This is a genomic window from Bradyrhizobium sp. Kon58 (assembly GCF_055807455.1).
Genome location: NZ_JBVVOT010000039.1, coordinates 24,657 through 38,543, shown reverse-complemented (window position 1 = coordinate 38,543; position 13,887 = coordinate 24,657). Strand labels below are relative to the sequence as shown.

General features: G+C 65.8%; 14 protein-coding genes and 1 pseudogene. 5 read left to right on the top strand and 10 right to left on the bottom strand.

The genetic code is table 11. The annotated features are described in order from the left end of the window. Positions 1–73 precede the first annotated feature (73 nt). Entirely contained in the window at positions 74–403 is a 330-nt protein-coding gene (locus AC0L20_RS35810; protein WP_473295099.1) for a nuclear transport factor 2 family protein, read from the top strand. Positions 404–450: 47 nt separating this feature from the next. On the opposite strand, the pseudogene AC0L20_RS35805 reads toward AC0L20_RS35810, so the two are convergent. The 8 genes and pseudogenes from AC0L20_RS35805 to AC0L20_RS35770 all read right to left on the bottom strand — a co-directional run. Continuing rightward, positions 451–603: pseudogene (locus AC0L20_RS35805) on the bottom strand (sulfite exporter TauE/SafE family protein); the annotation flags it as partial. Between the two features lie 51 nt (positions 604–654). Next, positions 655–1,566: a hypothetical protein gene (locus AC0L20_RS35800; RefSeq protein ID WP_473295098.1), complete on the bottom strand. Its 912-nt coding sequence runs from the start codon at positions 1,564–1,566 to the stop codon at positions 655–657. Positions 1,567–1,643: 77 nt separating this feature from the next. Next, entirely contained in the window at positions 1,644–1,766 is a 123-nt protein-coding gene (locus tag AC0L20_RS35795) for a hypothetical protein (RefSeq protein WP_473295097.1), read from the bottom strand. A 181-nt stretch (positions 1,767–1,947) separates the two neighbouring features. After that, positions 1,948–2,718, bottom strand: coding sequence for a sulfite exporter TauE/SafE family protein (locus AC0L20_RS35790; RefSeq protein ID WP_473295096.1), 771 nt, complete (start codon positions 2,716–2,718; stop codon positions 1,948–1,950). After that, entirely contained in the window at positions 2,715–3,971 is a 1,257-nt protein-coding gene (locus AC0L20_RS35785; protein ID WP_473295095.1) for a CCA tRNA nucleotidyltransferase, read from the bottom strand. Before AC0L20_RS35785 ends, AC0L20_RS35790 begins: the two co-directional genes overlap by 4 nt. 9 nt (positions 3,972–3,980) lie before the next feature. Continuing rightward, entirely contained in the window at positions 3,981–4,244 is a 264-nt protein-coding gene (locus tag AC0L20_RS35780; protein ID WP_007595079.1) for a DUF6111 family protein, read from the bottom strand. Next, positions 4,241–4,912 (bottom strand): CoA pyrophosphatase, encoded by a 672-nt coding sequence (locus tag AC0L20_RS35775; RefSeq protein WP_007595081.1) that lies wholly within the window; start codon positions 4,910–4,912, stop codon positions 4,241–4,243. Before AC0L20_RS35775 ends, AC0L20_RS35780 begins: the two co-directional genes overlap by 4 nt. Next, positions 4,909–5,520, bottom strand: coding sequence for a DUF1285 domain-containing protein (locus tag AC0L20_RS35770; RefSeq protein WP_473295094.1), 612 nt, complete (start codon positions 5,518–5,520; stop codon positions 4,909–4,911). Before AC0L20_RS35770 ends, AC0L20_RS35775 begins: the two co-directional genes overlap by 4 nt. Positions 5,521–5,799: 279 nt before the next feature. Between AC0L20_RS35770 and AC0L20_RS35765 the strand changes: the two genes are divergently transcribed. From AC0L20_RS35765 to AC0L20_RS35750, 4 genes are all read left to right on the top strand, one after another. Further along, positions 5,800–6,798, top strand: a complete 999-nt coding sequence (locus AC0L20_RS35765; RefSeq protein WP_473295093.1) for an AAA family ATPase — start codon at positions 5,800–5,802, stop codon at positions 6,796–6,798. Next, complete coding sequence (locus AC0L20_RS35760) at positions 6,798–7,742, top strand: DUF58 domain-containing protein (RefSeq protein ID WP_247438791.1); 945 nt, start codon at positions 6,798–6,800, stop codon at positions 7,740–7,742. The genes AC0L20_RS35765 and AC0L20_RS35760 overlap by 1 nt, the downstream gene beginning before the upstream one ends. Beyond that, entirely contained in the window at positions 7,739–10,552 is a 2,814-nt protein-coding gene (locus AC0L20_RS35755) for a DUF4159 domain-containing protein (RefSeq protein WP_473295092.1), read from the top strand. Before AC0L20_RS35760 ends, AC0L20_RS35755 begins: the two co-directional genes overlap by 4 nt. 142 nt (positions 10,553–10,694) lie before the next feature. Continuing rightward, positions 10,695–12,758, top strand: coding sequence for a hypothetical protein (locus AC0L20_RS35750; RefSeq protein ID WP_473295091.1), 2,064 nt, complete (start codon positions 10,695–10,697; stop codon positions 12,756–12,758). A 70-nt stretch (positions 12,759–12,828) separates the two neighbouring features. Here the strand turns inward: AC0L20_RS35750 and AC0L20_RS35745 are convergent, their stop codons facing one another. Both AC0L20_RS35745 and AC0L20_RS35740 read right to left on the bottom strand, forming a co-directional pair. Then, complete coding sequence (locus AC0L20_RS35745; protein ID WP_473295090.1) at positions 12,829–13,182, bottom strand: helix-turn-helix domain-containing protein; 354 nt, start codon at positions 13,180–13,182, stop codon at positions 12,829–12,831. Further along, positions 13,163–13,546 (bottom strand): type II toxin-antitoxin system RelE/ParE family toxin, encoded by a 384-nt coding sequence (locus tag AC0L20_RS35740; RefSeq protein ID WP_473295089.1) that lies wholly within the window; start codon positions 13,544–13,546, stop codon positions 13,163–13,165. The genes AC0L20_RS35745 and AC0L20_RS35740 overlap by 20 nt, the downstream gene beginning before the upstream one ends. Between the last annotated feature and the right edge of the window lie 341 nt (positions 13,547–13,887).

Here is a 13,887-nt window from a genome sequence, read left to right as displayed (position 1 = left end):
GGGATATTAAAATCATAGGAGGCTTGGTGGTTCCCCGGCCTGAACCAGATTTGGACGCATGTGAGTGAAAAATATGTCCTTTGACCCCATGGCCGTTGCAGTCGACTGGCTTGATGCCTATCGCGCGGGCGATATCGAAGCGATTTTGGAACTTCATGCCGAGGACGCCGTGGTCCACTGCGGCTGCGCCGGCGGCCGAACCATCACCGGCCGCGAGGCACTTCGTGCCTATTGGGTCGATCACCTCCGAAAATATCCGGCAGGCACGTTGGATGATCTCAATCCCTGGCGCAACGACGGTACCATTATCTCGTACCTCACCAGTGCCGGCGTCATGAGTGCACTTTTGGCGTTTGACGCCGCCGGCAGGATCAAGGAACTGGACTGCAGTCCCTCACGCTAGACCTGCGGCGTGATCCCGCAGCGGGACGCGTGCCACATCCGACTTGATTAGATCAGCTGCCGCGCCGCAGCCGAGATCATCACCAGCCCACCAGTGATCACGGCGACGTCGAGGATCGCGGTGTGGATGTGCACCGGCATCCGCTCGACGAAGGCTTTTGCCAGGAACGCGCCAGGGATCGCGATTGCTCCGATCAGAAGCAAAGGCGAGCACCTGCAAGCGTGCCCGAAGGTTTGATAGGGATGGAAACGCTACTGCGCCCTTCGGGCTTCCGCAACGCGCAGCATGACGTAGATCAGAACACCGAACGCTGCCCCGCCGATCAGGCTGATACCCAGCACCGCAGCGATCATCAGTGCCATTTGGGCGGGACGCCCCATCGCGTCGAGAACCATGCCGGCACTGAACATCATGCCCATGGGAATGCCCCACACTAGAACGCCGGCCACGACTTGCCGGCCCAAATTGGCATCGAACGACCGCGGGTAAATTCGCCGTCCTGCCCGCCGGCGAAGGGTCAGGATCAACTGCGACACGGCGATGAAGACGACGATAAAGGCCGTGGTTTGCATCGACTCCTTCAGTTGCATCGCGACAAGAAGGGCAGCAGCCGACGCTAGCGCATAGGCTGCGTAGACCAGCGGTAGTGCGGAGCGAAGTTCGGACCAGAAATGCCCCTGCGGCGGCGCCTCGTCGACGATAACCGGCTGCTTCTTCGAGAGTCCGGCAAACAAGGCCCTGGCTCCGGCCAGTATCGACGCCGCCGCGACCGCAACAGCCGTGGCGATCGGTCCGCCGTAGCTTTCGCCGAGACGGTCAAGCGGATCGATGACGAGCAGCAGGCCAAGCAGTGTCATCGCCATCGTGGCTGTTGTCGCCAGTGCATTCAGCCAAGGCGTGTGCGTGGTTTCGGCCATGAGCCGCTGGAGGCGTTCGGCCTTGGTGACCCATTCGCCCCCATGCCGGGCGCCCCATTCGCTGCTCACGCGCGTCATGACCACGCCAATGAGCACAATCGCGGCGAGCCCGTAGAATATGACATAGCTGTCGCCGAGCAGCGCACGCAAGATCGGCCCAGCCAGGAGGGCTACGAGCGGAAAGATAAGCATTTCTGCCAGACGCTGGTTGCGCGACTTGAGAAGAACAAGTTGATCGGTCGACATTCCCAACTCTCCAGGAAAGGCACGCGCTCGCGACATCAGGGGCGGATGGTCTTGCAACGAAAGGCCGCACCGCGCCTTCACTGCAATTCCATTCGATAAGCGTTGAATTTCTTATTCTTACTCACATCGGCGAAGTAGATCCCTTCAAGCCCGCCTGCCGGCAGGCGTCCTTCAGCAACCAGCGTTGTCACCCGCAGCACCGCGATTCCCCCTGAACGTCAGCGGTTTGGTTTTGGGCATCGGTCCCAACGGCCATCGCGACGACGAGCATGAGAAGGCATGTCAGTCGTGATCCGATCATTGCCCGCCCCACAGCTTGTGATTGAAAAATGATCAAATGTCAGACGAAGTCAAGCTTGCGGTGATTGGGGCCGGCGCCATCTACCCGATCAGCTGCCTCGCCGCCGCCGAGATCATCACCAGCCCACCGGTGATCACGGCGACGTCGAGGATCGCGGTGTGGATGTGCACTGGCATCCGCTCGACGAAGGCTTTGGCCAGGAACGCGCCGGGAATCGCAATCGCGCCGATCAGAAGCGCAAAGGCGAGCACCTGTGCGGTCACGGCGCCGGCCAGTCCAAACACCGAGATCTTGATGAGGCCGGTGCCGAGCGAGATCATTGCGTCGGTCGCGATCACGGCGGCGCCCTCGAGGCCCGCGGCCATCAGCAGCGACAGCAGGATCACGCCGGAGCCGGAGGTGCCGCCGACCAGCACGCCATAGCCGACCGAGCCGGCCGCAAGCCCGGTGTCGCCGATCCTGACCTGGCGGCGGCGGAGCACACGGCGCAGCGGCACGCTCAGGATCAGCATGGAGCCGATCACCAGCGCCGCGCCCGCATTGGTGAGGCGGGTATAGCCGTAGGCGCCGAGCGCCGTCGTCGGCGCCGCACAGGCCAGCACGATCAGCGCGCGGCGGCGATCGGCATAACGGAGATAGGCGATCGCGCGGCTGGAATTGGTGAAGATCGCGGAGATCGCGATGATCGGCACCACCGGCTCGGCGCCGACGAGAGGGACCAGCACCAGCGGCATCAAGGCGCCGGTGCCGTAGCCGGCGAGACCACCGATGATCGAAGCAAACAACGCCATCAACGCGACCAGCAGGAGCTGAAAGATCGAGATGTCGGCGAAGCCTGAGACGATGGTCACGTTCTCTCGTCGCGGCTGATGCGTGCCGCAGCTTGATCGGCGATGGAAGCGAGTGCGGCTTCCTCTAGGGGAAAATCCGCCGCAAGCCAAGCGTCCTCGGCGAGCGTCAAGACATGTCCGAGCGCGGGTCCTTCCGCCATGCCGCGCGCGATGAAGTCGGCGGCGCGGAGCGGAAATTTCGGCGCAATCCAGCGCTGCGGCAGCTCGGCGAGCGCACGCCATCGCGACGAGCCGACGTCGCCACCGGCTCGCGCCCAACCCAGCAACACGCGATCGTGATAGCGCTCCGGGCCAAGTCGGTAGAGCAGCCGCCGCGCATCGGCTTCGCCCTTGGTGGCCAAGCGCCACCAGCGGTGCCCCATCGAATCCAGCGCCTTGGTTTCCGCATTCGAGAGCCTCAGGCGCGTGGCGACGCGCTTGGCGTCTTCGGTCACGGCAACCGTCAGCGCGGCGAGGCGACGCGTGCTGCTCGCGGCGAGTCCAAGCGCGCGCTCGATCGCGATCATCGCCGAGAGCGGTCCGGTGTAGACCACGCCGCCGGTCAGCGCCTGCAGCAATCCGCCATCGGCCATCGCAAGCGCGGCGGCGGAGGCGCCGGGAGCGACCAGCAGCTTCAGCATCTCCATGCGCAGCCGCTCGGCCGACAGGCTCGCAAGGCCGGCGCGTCCCCGGATGCAGGCGAGATAGCCGTCGCGGTCGGGATCGCCGGCGCCGAAGGCGGCGTGGATGCGGAAGAAGCGCAGGATGCGCAGGAAATCCTCGGCGATGCGCTGGTCGGGATCACCGATGAAGCGCACGCGCCGCGCCGCCGCATCCGCGATGCCTCCGACGTAATCGTGGACGACACCGTCGGCATCGACCGAGAGCCCGTTCATCGTGAAGTCACGGCGCTCGGCGTCCTTCACCCAGTCGCGGCCGAACGCGACCTTGGCCTTGCGGCCGAAGGTCTCGGTATCCTCGCGCAGCGTCGTGACTTCGTACGGCTGGCTGTCGATGACGAGGGTGACGGTGCCGTGGTCGATGCCGGTCGGCACGGCCTTGATGCCGGCGCTCTTGGCGCGACGCATCACCTCGTGCGGGAGCGCCGTGGTCGCGATGTCGATGTCACCGGGCACGAGGCCGAGCAGCGCGTTGCGCACGGCGCCGCCGACCACCCGCGCCTCCTCGCCATCCGCGTTGAGCAATTGCAGGACGCGCGCGGTCCCGCCCGAGATCAGCCAGGGCGCATCGGCGAGCATGGGCACCGCGCTCATCGGCCGGCCCTATCTTTCCACGCCCGGCACGAGCTTGCCGTTCTCGACATGGGCGGGGACATAGGTCGAATCCGGCGCAGCGCCGGAGTAATGCGCAAAGCCGATCAGCCCCGCGATCACCAGCACGAGCGCCGCCAGCATGAGACGCGCGACGATGGTGGTCGGCCAGGACGATTGCACGAACAGGCCGGAACGCGTGGCGGCCAGGAACAGCGCATAGACGGCAAAGGGAACGAGGAAGATTCCGATCTCGGTCAGGATCGGCCGGATCATGATGAGTAGATCCGCTCGTAGAGCACACGCAGCATGCCGGCCGTCGCGCCCCAGATGTAGCGTTCGGCAAACGGCATCGCGTAGTAGGACCGCTCCATGCCGCGGAATTCCTTGCTGTGCACCTGGTGGTTGGCCGGGTTCATCAGGAAGGATAGCGGCACTTCGAACGCATCATCAACCTCGGAATGGTTGATCGTCAGCTCAAATCCCGGGCGCACCCTGGCAACCGTCGGCAGGATGCGGAAGCCAAAGCCGGTGCCGTAGAGATCGAGATAGCCGATCGGCTCGACGAAGTCTCTGGACAGCCCGACCTCCTCCTCGGCCTCGCGCAGCGCCGCGTCGAGCGGCGAGCGGTCGGTCGCGTCGATCTTGCCGCCGGGAAAGGCGATCTGGCCGGCGTGGTCGTTCAGATGCGCCGAACGCTGCGTCAGGAGGATGGTCGGCTCGGGATGATCGACCACCGCGATCAGGACCGCCGCCGGCCGCACCGGCTGCTCGCGCGCGATGATCTCGAGCATCTTGTCGGTGCCGGGATCGCCCGAGGCTGGAATGATGTTGGGATCGTAGAGGCCGGGCGGAACGTCGAAGCCGAGCCGCGCGGAGGAGCGCGCGAAGAAATCGGCCGCACCGATCACGGCGGGATCGTTCCTGGAGATAGGCTTGTTCAAAGCGCGGCCCTCACCTGCTCCGCATCGGCCATGGCGAAGAACTCGCCGGCCGATTCGACACCGAACATCGGCTGGCCATCGACCATCCGCTCCTCACCCATGTCAACCAGATCGTAATAGAGCGCGCGGGTGACCTTGGCCCAGAGCTCGGCGCGGACGTGCAGATAGGGCGTCAGCCCGCCGTCCTTGGCCTGTTCGAAGCGCAGCCGGTGCGCCGCATCGCAGGTGACCCAGTCGTCGACATTGGTGCGGAAGCGGAGCACGCGGTGGTTGGCCTCGCCGTCCGTCTGCATCTCGACCGCCATGAACGGCGCATCGTCGACGCGAATGCCGACCTTCTCCACCGGCGTAACGAGGAAATGCTTGTCGCCTTCACGCTTGAGGATGGTCGAGAACAGGCGGACCAAAGCATGACGGCCGATTGGCGTCCCCAAATAGAACCAAGTACCATCGGAGGCGATTCGCATGTCGAGATCGCCGCAAAACGGCGGATTCCACAAATGCACCGGAGGCAGGCCCTTTTTGGCGCCTTCGGCATCGGCAGCAGTTTTGGCAGCGGCAGTCAGCCCCTCGAGACCGCGATCGGCGCTCTGCCCTTGGTTCGCCATGGTTTGCCCTGACTTTGTCATTTGGCACGATCGGTCATTTGGCACGATTGGTGCAGGTTTACGTTGTATCCGGGTGCTCGGTTCCACCCGCATTCATCCGGTGTGGAGGTCGCCACTTCGTGATGCCCTACATATCCCTAAGCCGATAAGGTGGGGATAGGTTAATTCAACGAATACATGGCCTTCCTGCAAGTCTAGCATAGGGCCCACGTCTTGAGTTGAGGACGTGATGACATGACGACGCAAGCGAGCCGCATGGCAGGCTGAAGGAGCTAACGGATGGCGGAGAGTGTCGAGAAGCTCGAAGACGGTATCGTGCGTTCGGCCGAGCAGGTGTCGAGTCAGATTCGCGCGGCAAAGGATGCGATCGCGTCCGTCATCTTCGGCCAGGACCGCGTGATCGAGAACACGCTGGTCACCATTCTCTCCGGCGGCCACGCGCTGTTGATCGGCGTCCCCGGCCTCGCCAAGACCAAGCTGGTCGAGACGCTCGGCATCACGCTCGGCCTCGATGCCAAGCGCATCCAGTTCACCCCCGATTTGATGCCGTCCGATATTCTCGGCGCCGAAGTGCTCGACGAGAGCACCTCCGGCAAGCGTGCCTTCCGCTTCATCTCCGGCCCAGTGTTCGCACAACTGCTGATGGCCGACGAGATCAACCGCGCCAGCCCGCGTACGCAGTCGGCGCTGCTGCAGGCGATGCAGGAGCAGCACATCACCGTTGCCGGCGCGCGTCACGATCTGCCGAAGCCGTTCCACGTGCTCGCCACGCAAAACCCCCTGGAGCAGGAAGGCACCTATCCGCTGCCTGAAGCCCAGCTCGACCGTTTCCTGATGGAGATCGACGTCGATTATCCCGACCGCGACGCCGAGCGCCGCATCCTGTTCGAAACCACCGGCGCCGACGAGACGCTGGCGAAGGGCGCGATGACGCCTGACGCACTCATCACCGCGCAGCGGCTGATCCGGCGCCTGCCGGTCGGCGATTCCGTGGTCGAGGCGATCCTGTCGCTGGTGCGCTCGGCCCGTCCGGGTCCGGACGGCGGCGACACCAGCAAGTTCATCGCCTGGGGACCAGGCCCGCGCGCCAGCCAATCGCTGATGCTCGCGGTGCGCGCACGCGCGCTGATCGACGGCCGCCTCGCGCCCTCGATCGACGACGTGCTCGACCTCGCCGAGCCCGTGCTGAAGCACCGCATGGCGCTGACGTTCCAGGCGCGCGCCGAGGGCCGCACGATTCCGGACGTGATCCGGCACTTGAAGACACGGATCGGTTGATGGCGGCGGAGAACGGGCACGCAGCAAAGGAGATCATCGCGATCCGACGAGCCGATGGCGAAAGCCGCACGCTCGCAGCTTCCTTGCCGCGCCTGGTGCTCGAGGCTCGCCGTATCGCCGCTAACGTCATCCACGGCCTGCACGGCCGCCGCCGCGCCGGCTCCGGCGAAAATTTCTGGCAGTACCGCCGCTTCGTCTCCGGCGAGCCGTCGCAGAACGTCGACTGGCGGCGCTCGGCGCGCGACGATCTTCTCTACGTCCGCGAGCTCGAATGGGAAGCCTCGCACACGGTTTGGATCTGGCCCGATCGCTCGCCCTCAATGGCCTTCGCTTCAAAACAGGCGCGCGAATCCAAGCTCGAGCGGACGCTGATCGTCGCCTTCGCGCTGGCCGAGCTGCTGGTCTCCGGCGGCGAACGCGTCGGCATTCCCGGGCTGATGGCGCCGACCGCGAGCCGCAGCGTCATCGACAAGATGGCGCAGGCGATGCTACATGACGATGCCGACCGCTTGAGCCTGCCGCCGTCCTTCGTGCCTGCGGCGCTGGCCGAGACGATCGTGCTGTCGGACTTCTGGTCGCCGATCTCCGAGATCAGAACCACGCTCGCCGGCCTGTCCGGCTCCGGTGCGCATGGCACGCTGGTGCAGGTGGTCGATCCCGCCGAGGAATCATTCCCCTATTCCGGCCGCGTCGAGTTCGTCGAGCCGGAAGGGTTCGGCGTGATCACCGCCGGCCGCGCCGAGAGCTGGGCGCAGGATTACACCGCGCGGCTCGCGCTGCACCGTGACCAGATCCGCGCCGAGACCAACAAGCTCGACTGGCTGTTCACGACGCACGCCACCGACCGCTCGGCCGCTGAGCTCTTGCTGTTCCTGCATGCCGGCATGCAGGTGAGCAAATCGGGCGCCCGCACCACCACGATCAAGGCGGGGCCGGCAGCATGATGGGACTGCCGCTCGCGTTCACCGAACCGCTGCTCCTGATCGGCCTCGTCAGCCTGCCGGTGCTGTGGTGGCTGCTGCGCGTGATGCCGCCGCGGCCGCGCCGGATCGAGTTTCCGCCGACGCGCCTGTTGTTCGACATCGCACCACGTGAAGAGACCCCGTCGCGGACGCCGTGGTGGCTGACCGCATTGCGGCTGCTGGCTGCGGCGCTGGTCATTTTCGCCGCCGCCGGTCCGATCTGGAATCCGCAAACCGGCGCGGCCGCGAGCAAGGCGCCGCTCATGATCATGTTCGACGACGGCTGGAGCGCGGCATCGAACTGGGACATCCGGATCAGGGCCGCCGACGAATTGATCGCCAGTGCCGAGAACGATCGCCGTGCGATCGCACTGGTGCCGCTGTCCGAGCCGAACCGCGATATCACCCTGATGCCGGCGGGCGCCGCGCGCGTCGCGCTGCGGCAGCTCACGCCGAAGCCGTATTCGATCGAGCGCGTCGAGACCCTGACCGCAATCGATCGCTTCCTGAAAGCGACCGGCGACTGCGAGATCGCCTGGCTCTCCGACAGCGTCGATACCGGTCGCGGCGAGGAGTTCGTGACTGGCCTCGGCAAGACCGTCGGCGACCGCAGCCTGACCGTGTTCGAAGGCGGCACCTCGTCGCCGCTGGCGCTGGTCGCGGCCGCGAATGCCGCAGCCAGGATGACGGTGAAGGTGCTGCGCACCGACAGCGGCATCGCCATCGGCACCGTGCGCGCGCTGGACCAGAAGGCCTCGCCGATCGGCGAAGCGCGTTATTCGTTCGGCCCGCAGGACAAGGAAACCGAAGCGTCGTTCGATCTGCCGGTCGAGCTGCGCAACGACATCACGCGGCTGGAAATTGCCGGTGAGCGCTCCGCAGGCGCAGTGCAGCTGCTCGACAAGCGCTGGCGCCGCCGCGCCATCGGCATCGTCTCCGGCTCGACCAGCGAGACCGCGCAGCCGCTGCTGGCGCCGACCTTCTATCTCACCCGTGCGCTGGCGCCGTTCGCCGACGTGCGGCTCGCCGACAAGGGCTCGCCGCAGCAGGGCATCACGCAGTTCCTCGACCAGAAGCTGCCGATGATCATCCTCGCCGATGTCGGCACCATCGCCCCTGAAATCCGCGAGCGTCTCAACGCCTGGATCGATCAGGGCGGCGTGCTGGTGCGGTTCGCCGGTCCGCGGCTGGCGCAGGCCGAGGATGATCTCGTTCCGGTCAAGCTGCGCAAGGGCGGCCGGACGCTCGGCGGCAGCCTGACCTGGGAAAAGCCGCAACACCTGGCCTCCTTTGCCGCCGACGGTCCGTTTGCCGGCGTCGTGGTCCCCAAGGACGTCACCATCAGCCGCCAGGTGCTGGCCGAGCCCGACGCCGTGCTCGCCACCAAGAGCTGGGCGTCGCTGGAAGACGGCACGCCGCTGGTAACAGGCGAGCATCGCGGCAAGGGCGTCGTCAGCCTGTTCCACGTCAGCGCCGACATGCGCTGGTCGGATCTGCCGATGTCGGGCACCTTCGTCGAAATCCTGCGGCGCGTCGTCGACATGTCCGGCTATACCGCCAAGCCGGGCGCAGGCGTTGCCACTGAAGGGACCGCCGAGACGGTGGCGCCGTTGCACATCCTCGACGGCTTCGGCGCTTTCGGTCCGCCGCCGGCCGCCGCAAAGCCGCTGCCCGCGGATTATCGCGACCGCGCCACACCCGATCATCCGCCGGGCTTTTATGGTCCGGCAGAAGGACCGCTCGCCGTGAACACGCTTGCCAGCGCCGACCGTATCGCAGCCCTAAACACCGCGAGCCTGCGCGCCCGGCGCGCCACCTACACCAACGCCGAGCCGCAGGACTTGCGCGGCTGGCTGCTGTCGACGGCGCTCGCGCTGTTCCTGATCGACGCCGTTATCGTCGCGGTGCTCGGCGGTGGCCTGGCCGCGCTGCTGCGCCGCCGCGCTGCGCCCGCGATGATCGTCTTCGGGCTGGTGCTCGCAGGCCTCGCCGCGTTCGCGCCGACGCCGTCGCACGCGGACAGCGCGTCCGACGAGTTCGCGATGAAGGCGGTGTCGCAGACCCGCCTCGCCTATGTCGTGACCGGCAATGCCGACGTCGATTCCATCGTCAGGGCCGGGCTATCGGGACTGACGCTGTTCCTGGCGCAGCGCACCGCGCTCGAGGCCGGCGATCCCGTCGGCATCGATCCGGCGCGCGACGAGCTCGCCTTCTTCCCGCTGATCTACTGGCCGATCGTGCCCGGCGCGCCAAAGCCGTCGCGGGACGCCATCAACAAGATCGACGCCTACATGAAGCAGGGCGGCACCGTGCTGTTCGATACCCGCGATGCGGTCGAAGCGCCGCCCGGCGCGAACGGCGCGGCACAGACCCCCGCCATGCAGACGCTCCGCGAGATCCTGTCCTCGCTCGATGTGCCCGAGCTGGAGCCAGTGCCGCGCGAGCACGTGCTGACCAAGACCTTCTTTCTCCTGCGCGACTTTCCTGGCCGCTTCACGACCGGCCAGACCTGGGTCGAGACCTTGCCGCGCGAAGACGACGAGGACGGCGCGCAGCGGCCGGCACGCGGCGGCGACGGCGTCTCGCCGATCATCATCACCTCGAACGACCTTGCCGGCGCCTGGGCCGTGCGGCCCGACGGCCAGTCCATGCTGCCGGTGACCGGCGGCGACCCCCGCCAGCGCGAATTCGCCTACCGCGCCGGCGCCAACATCGTGATGTACACGCTGACCGGCAACTACAAGGCCGACCAGGTGCACGCACCGGCCCTGATCGAACGGCTGGGGCAATGATGCGGGTTCTGAAGTTTAATGCCCGCCCAGTTGAATCCGTCATGGCCGGGCTTGTCCCGGCCATCCACGCCTTGCCGCACGGCATGAAGAACGTGGATGCCCGGGACAAGCCCGGGCATGACGATGCCGAGAGAGTGGCGCCATGAATTACGGCATCGCATTCACGCCGCTGGTTCCCGCGATCGTGCTGTGGCTCGCGCTGGCCGCGATCGTCGTCATCGCGCTCGTGCTGCTGCTGGCGCGCGCGCGCGGCGCTGCCGTGCGCGTGGCCGCGCTGGCGCTGTTCCTGCTGGCGCTCGCCAATCCCTCCTTCACCCGCGAGGACCGCGATCCCCTCACCTCGGTCGCCGCAATCGTTGTCGACAAGAGCCCGAGCCAGAATTTCGGCAATCGCAATCGCGAGGCCGCTCAGGCGCAGGAAGCGCTGGTCGACAGCCTGAAGAAGATCAAGGGGCTCGAGGTCCGCGTCGTCGATGCCGGACAGGCCGACGGCGAGACCGACGGCACCAAGCTGTTCGGGGCGCTGGCCTCGGCCTTGTCGGACGTGCCGGTCGACCGCGTCGCCGGTGCGTTCCTGATCACCGACGGCCGCGTCCACGACATTCCGGCCAACGCCGCCGGGCTCGGCTTCCAGGCGCCGGTGCACGCGCTGATCACCGGGCAGAAGGACGAGCGCGATCGCCGTATCGCCGTCATCGCCGCGCCGCGCTTCGGCATCGTCGGGCAGCCCCAGACTATCACCTACCGCCTCGACGACCAGGGCGTCAGCGGCGAGCGCGCCAAGGTCACGGTTCGCAGGGACGGCGAGGTCATCAACGAGCGCACGCTTTCGAGCGGCCAGGCGGCAAGCGTCGAGGTCGACATCAAGCATTCCGGGCCGAACATCGTCGAGATCGAGGCCTCGCCGCTCGAGCGGGAATTGACGCCGGTGAACAACCGCGCCGTGGTCGCCATCGACGGTGTGCGCGACAAGCTGCGCGTGCTGCTGGTCTCTGGCGAGCCGCATTCCGGCGAGCGCACCTGGCGCAACCTGCTCAAGTCCGACGCCAGCGTCGATCTCGTCCACTTCACCATTCTGCGGCCGCCGGAGAAGCAGGACGGCACGCCGATCAACGAATTGTCGCTGATCGCGTTTCCGACCCGCGAGCTGTTCCAGCAGAAGATCAACGAATTCCAGCTGATCATCTTCGACCGCTATGCCCGCCAGGGTGTGCTGCCGATCGCCTATTTCGACAACATCGCACGCTATGTGCGCTCCGGCGGCGCGGTGCTGGTCTCGGCTGGTCCCGACTACGCGTCCAACACCAGCATCTGGCGCACGCCGCTGGATTCGGTACTGCCGGCCGAACCGGTCGGGGTGACGGAAAAGCCGTTCTACGCGCATCTGTCCGATGTCGGCAAACGTCATCCCGTCACGCGCGGCCTCGAGGGCTCCGCGTCCGAGCCGCCGCGCTGGAGCCGCTTCTTCCGCACCGTCGAGACCCGCAACTCGGTCAACCCTCCGGTCATGACGGGCGTCGACGGCAAGCCGCTGCTGTTCCTGTCGCGCTTCGGCGAGGGCCGCGTCGCGCTGCTGCTCTCCGACCACATCTGGCTGTGGGCGCGCGGCTATGAAGGCGGTGGTCCGCATCTCGATCTGTTGCGGCGGATGTCGCACTGGCTGATGAAGCAACCTGATCTGGACGAGGAAGCGTTGCGCCTGCAGGTGCAGGGCAAGAATCTCGTGGTGGTGCGCCAGACCATGGCCGACAGCGTTCAGCCGGTGAGCGTGACCTCGCCGTCGGGCGTCTCGCGCGACCTGACGCTTGCAGCCGGCGATCCCGGCGAATGGCGCGCCAGCCTGCCGGCGAGCGAGCTCGGCCTGTGGCAAGCCACCGACGGCACGCTGAAGGCGCTGATCAATGTCGGCCCGACCAATCCGAAGGAGTTTTCGGAAGTCACCTCCACCACCGAGACGTTGAAGCCGCTGACCCAGGCGACCGGCGGTGATGCCGTGCGGGTGGTCGACGGCGCCAACGTCGAGCTGCCGCGCATCCTGCCGGTCCGCTCGGCCAGCGTCTTCCATGGCGACGGCTGGATGGGCGTGCGGATGCGCGACGCCAGCGTCGTGAAGGGCGTCGGCGTGCTGCCGATCTTCGCCGGCCTGATCGGCCTATTGCTGCTGCTCGGCGCATTCGCCGCAACTTGGGTCCGTGAAGGGCGCTGATCTCCTCTCAGGGCGTGATTGGACGAGACCCACCCAGCGACGCCACGGCCGATGCGCTCCCTCCCCTTGCCTAGAGGATTGCCTCGATGCCTTTACGGCGGATCACGTTGAGGAGCACAAGGGCGGGACCAGTAGGATGTTTGTCGCCACGTTCGATTTGCGACACGTAGCCGGCCGTTACATTGAGGTAGCGGGCGAAAACTGCTTGGCTCAGTTTTGCCTCCTCGCGGATCGCCTTTATGTCAGCGCCCGAAATTTTCGCCGTGATAGCAGCCGGGATATCTGAGGCTCCGAGATGCCGCATTGTAATCTTGCCGCGTGCTGCCTTCGTCAACAGACCGCTTTTCTGCAGATCATCCGCCGTTTCCAGCAACTCCTTCGTGAGTCGACTGGTCTTTGCCTTCTTAACCTTTGTCGTTGCCATCGTGCACCTCGATTAAAATTCCGTCGCCTAGCGCTCGGTCGATGCTCTTTTTGTCCGCGTCCAGAAACGAGGTTGCGATTTCACGTAGCGTGAGCAGCTCACCGTTGCTAATGTTCTCGCGCTCGTTTTTGGCGAAGGCAAAGAGGTAGACGGCGCGATCGGAGCCAAATCCGATCAGCATCCGAAATCCCCCTCTCCTGCCCTGCCCCGGACGAGCGACCCGCTGCTTGATAACCTTGCCGCCGAGATCAGCGTCGATCAGGCCACGCTTGGCACGGTCAACGGCTTCGACAAGGGCCGCATCGCTGATGCCATTCTGGCGCGTAAACTTCGCGAGTGTTCTGGTTTTGAAAATACGCACCATGGCATCTATAGTTCTATAAACTATAGTTTTTAGTGCGATATTTCAAGGCGACTATGCGCGAGAACCGAGCGTTTTGGGCAACGCAATCGAGGCGGGCGTCGATCGGGCGACCCTGGCTATCATTGGCGCATCGGCGGGAAGTTGCCTCCGCGTTCAGCCAGTGACTTGGTGCACGCCAGCGGCAGTGTTTTCCAAGCAATCGGGAACGAACGAGGCAAAGTAAGTGCGTCACTCGCGTTTGCGGCGACGCGGGTGCGCGAAGGGCGCTAGTTGCCCGAACGACACATCGAACTACGGCCTGCGCCCGCGGGCCTGCCCGCGGTTGACATCCGCTCACCGAT

Bases quoted from the DNA above. Each gene is read 5' to 3' on its own strand.
- AC0L20_RS35810 (WP_473295099.1), top strand. From the start codon at position 74: ATGTCCTTTGACCCCATGGCCGTTGCAGTCGACTGGCTTGATGCCTAT.
- AC0L20_RS35800 (WP_473295098.1), bottom strand. From the start codon at position 1,566: ATGTCGACCGATCAACTTGTTCTTCTCAAGTCGCGCAACCAGCGTCTG.
- AC0L20_RS35785 (WP_473295095.1), bottom strand. From the start codon at position 3,971: ATGAGCGCGGTGCCCATGCTCGCCGATGCGCCCTGGCTGATCTCGGGC.
- AC0L20_RS35780 (WP_007595079.1), bottom strand. From the start codon at position 4,244: ATGATCCGGCCGATCCTGACCGAGATCGGAATCTTCCTCGTTCCCTTT.
- AC0L20_RS35770 (WP_473295094.1), bottom strand. From the start codon at position 5,520: ATGGCGAACCAAGGGCAGAGCGCCGATCGCGGTCTCGAGGGGCTGACT.
- AC0L20_RS35765 (WP_473295093.1), top strand. From the start codon at position 5,800: ATGGCGGAGAGTGTCGAGAAGCTCGAAGACGGTATCGTGCGTTCGGCC.
- AC0L20_RS35760 (WP_247438791.1), top strand. From the start codon at position 6,798: ATGGCGGCGGAGAACGGGCACGCAGCAAAGGAGATCATCGCGATCCGA.
- AC0L20_RS35755 (WP_473295092.1), top strand. From the start codon at position 7,739: ATGATGGGACTGCCGCTCGCGTTCACCGAACCGCTGCTCCTGATCGGC.
- AC0L20_RS35750 (WP_473295091.1), top strand. From the start codon at position 10,695: ATGAATTACGGCATCGCATTCACGCCGCTGGTTCCCGCGATCGTGCTG.
- AC0L20_RS35745 (WP_473295090.1), bottom strand. From the start codon at position 13,182: ATGGCAACGACAAAGGTTAAGAAGGCAAAGACCAGTCGACTCACGAAG.
- AC0L20_RS35740 (WP_473295089.1), bottom strand. From the start codon at position 13,546: ATGGTGCGTATTTTCAAAACCAGAACACTCGCGAAGTTTACGCGCCAG.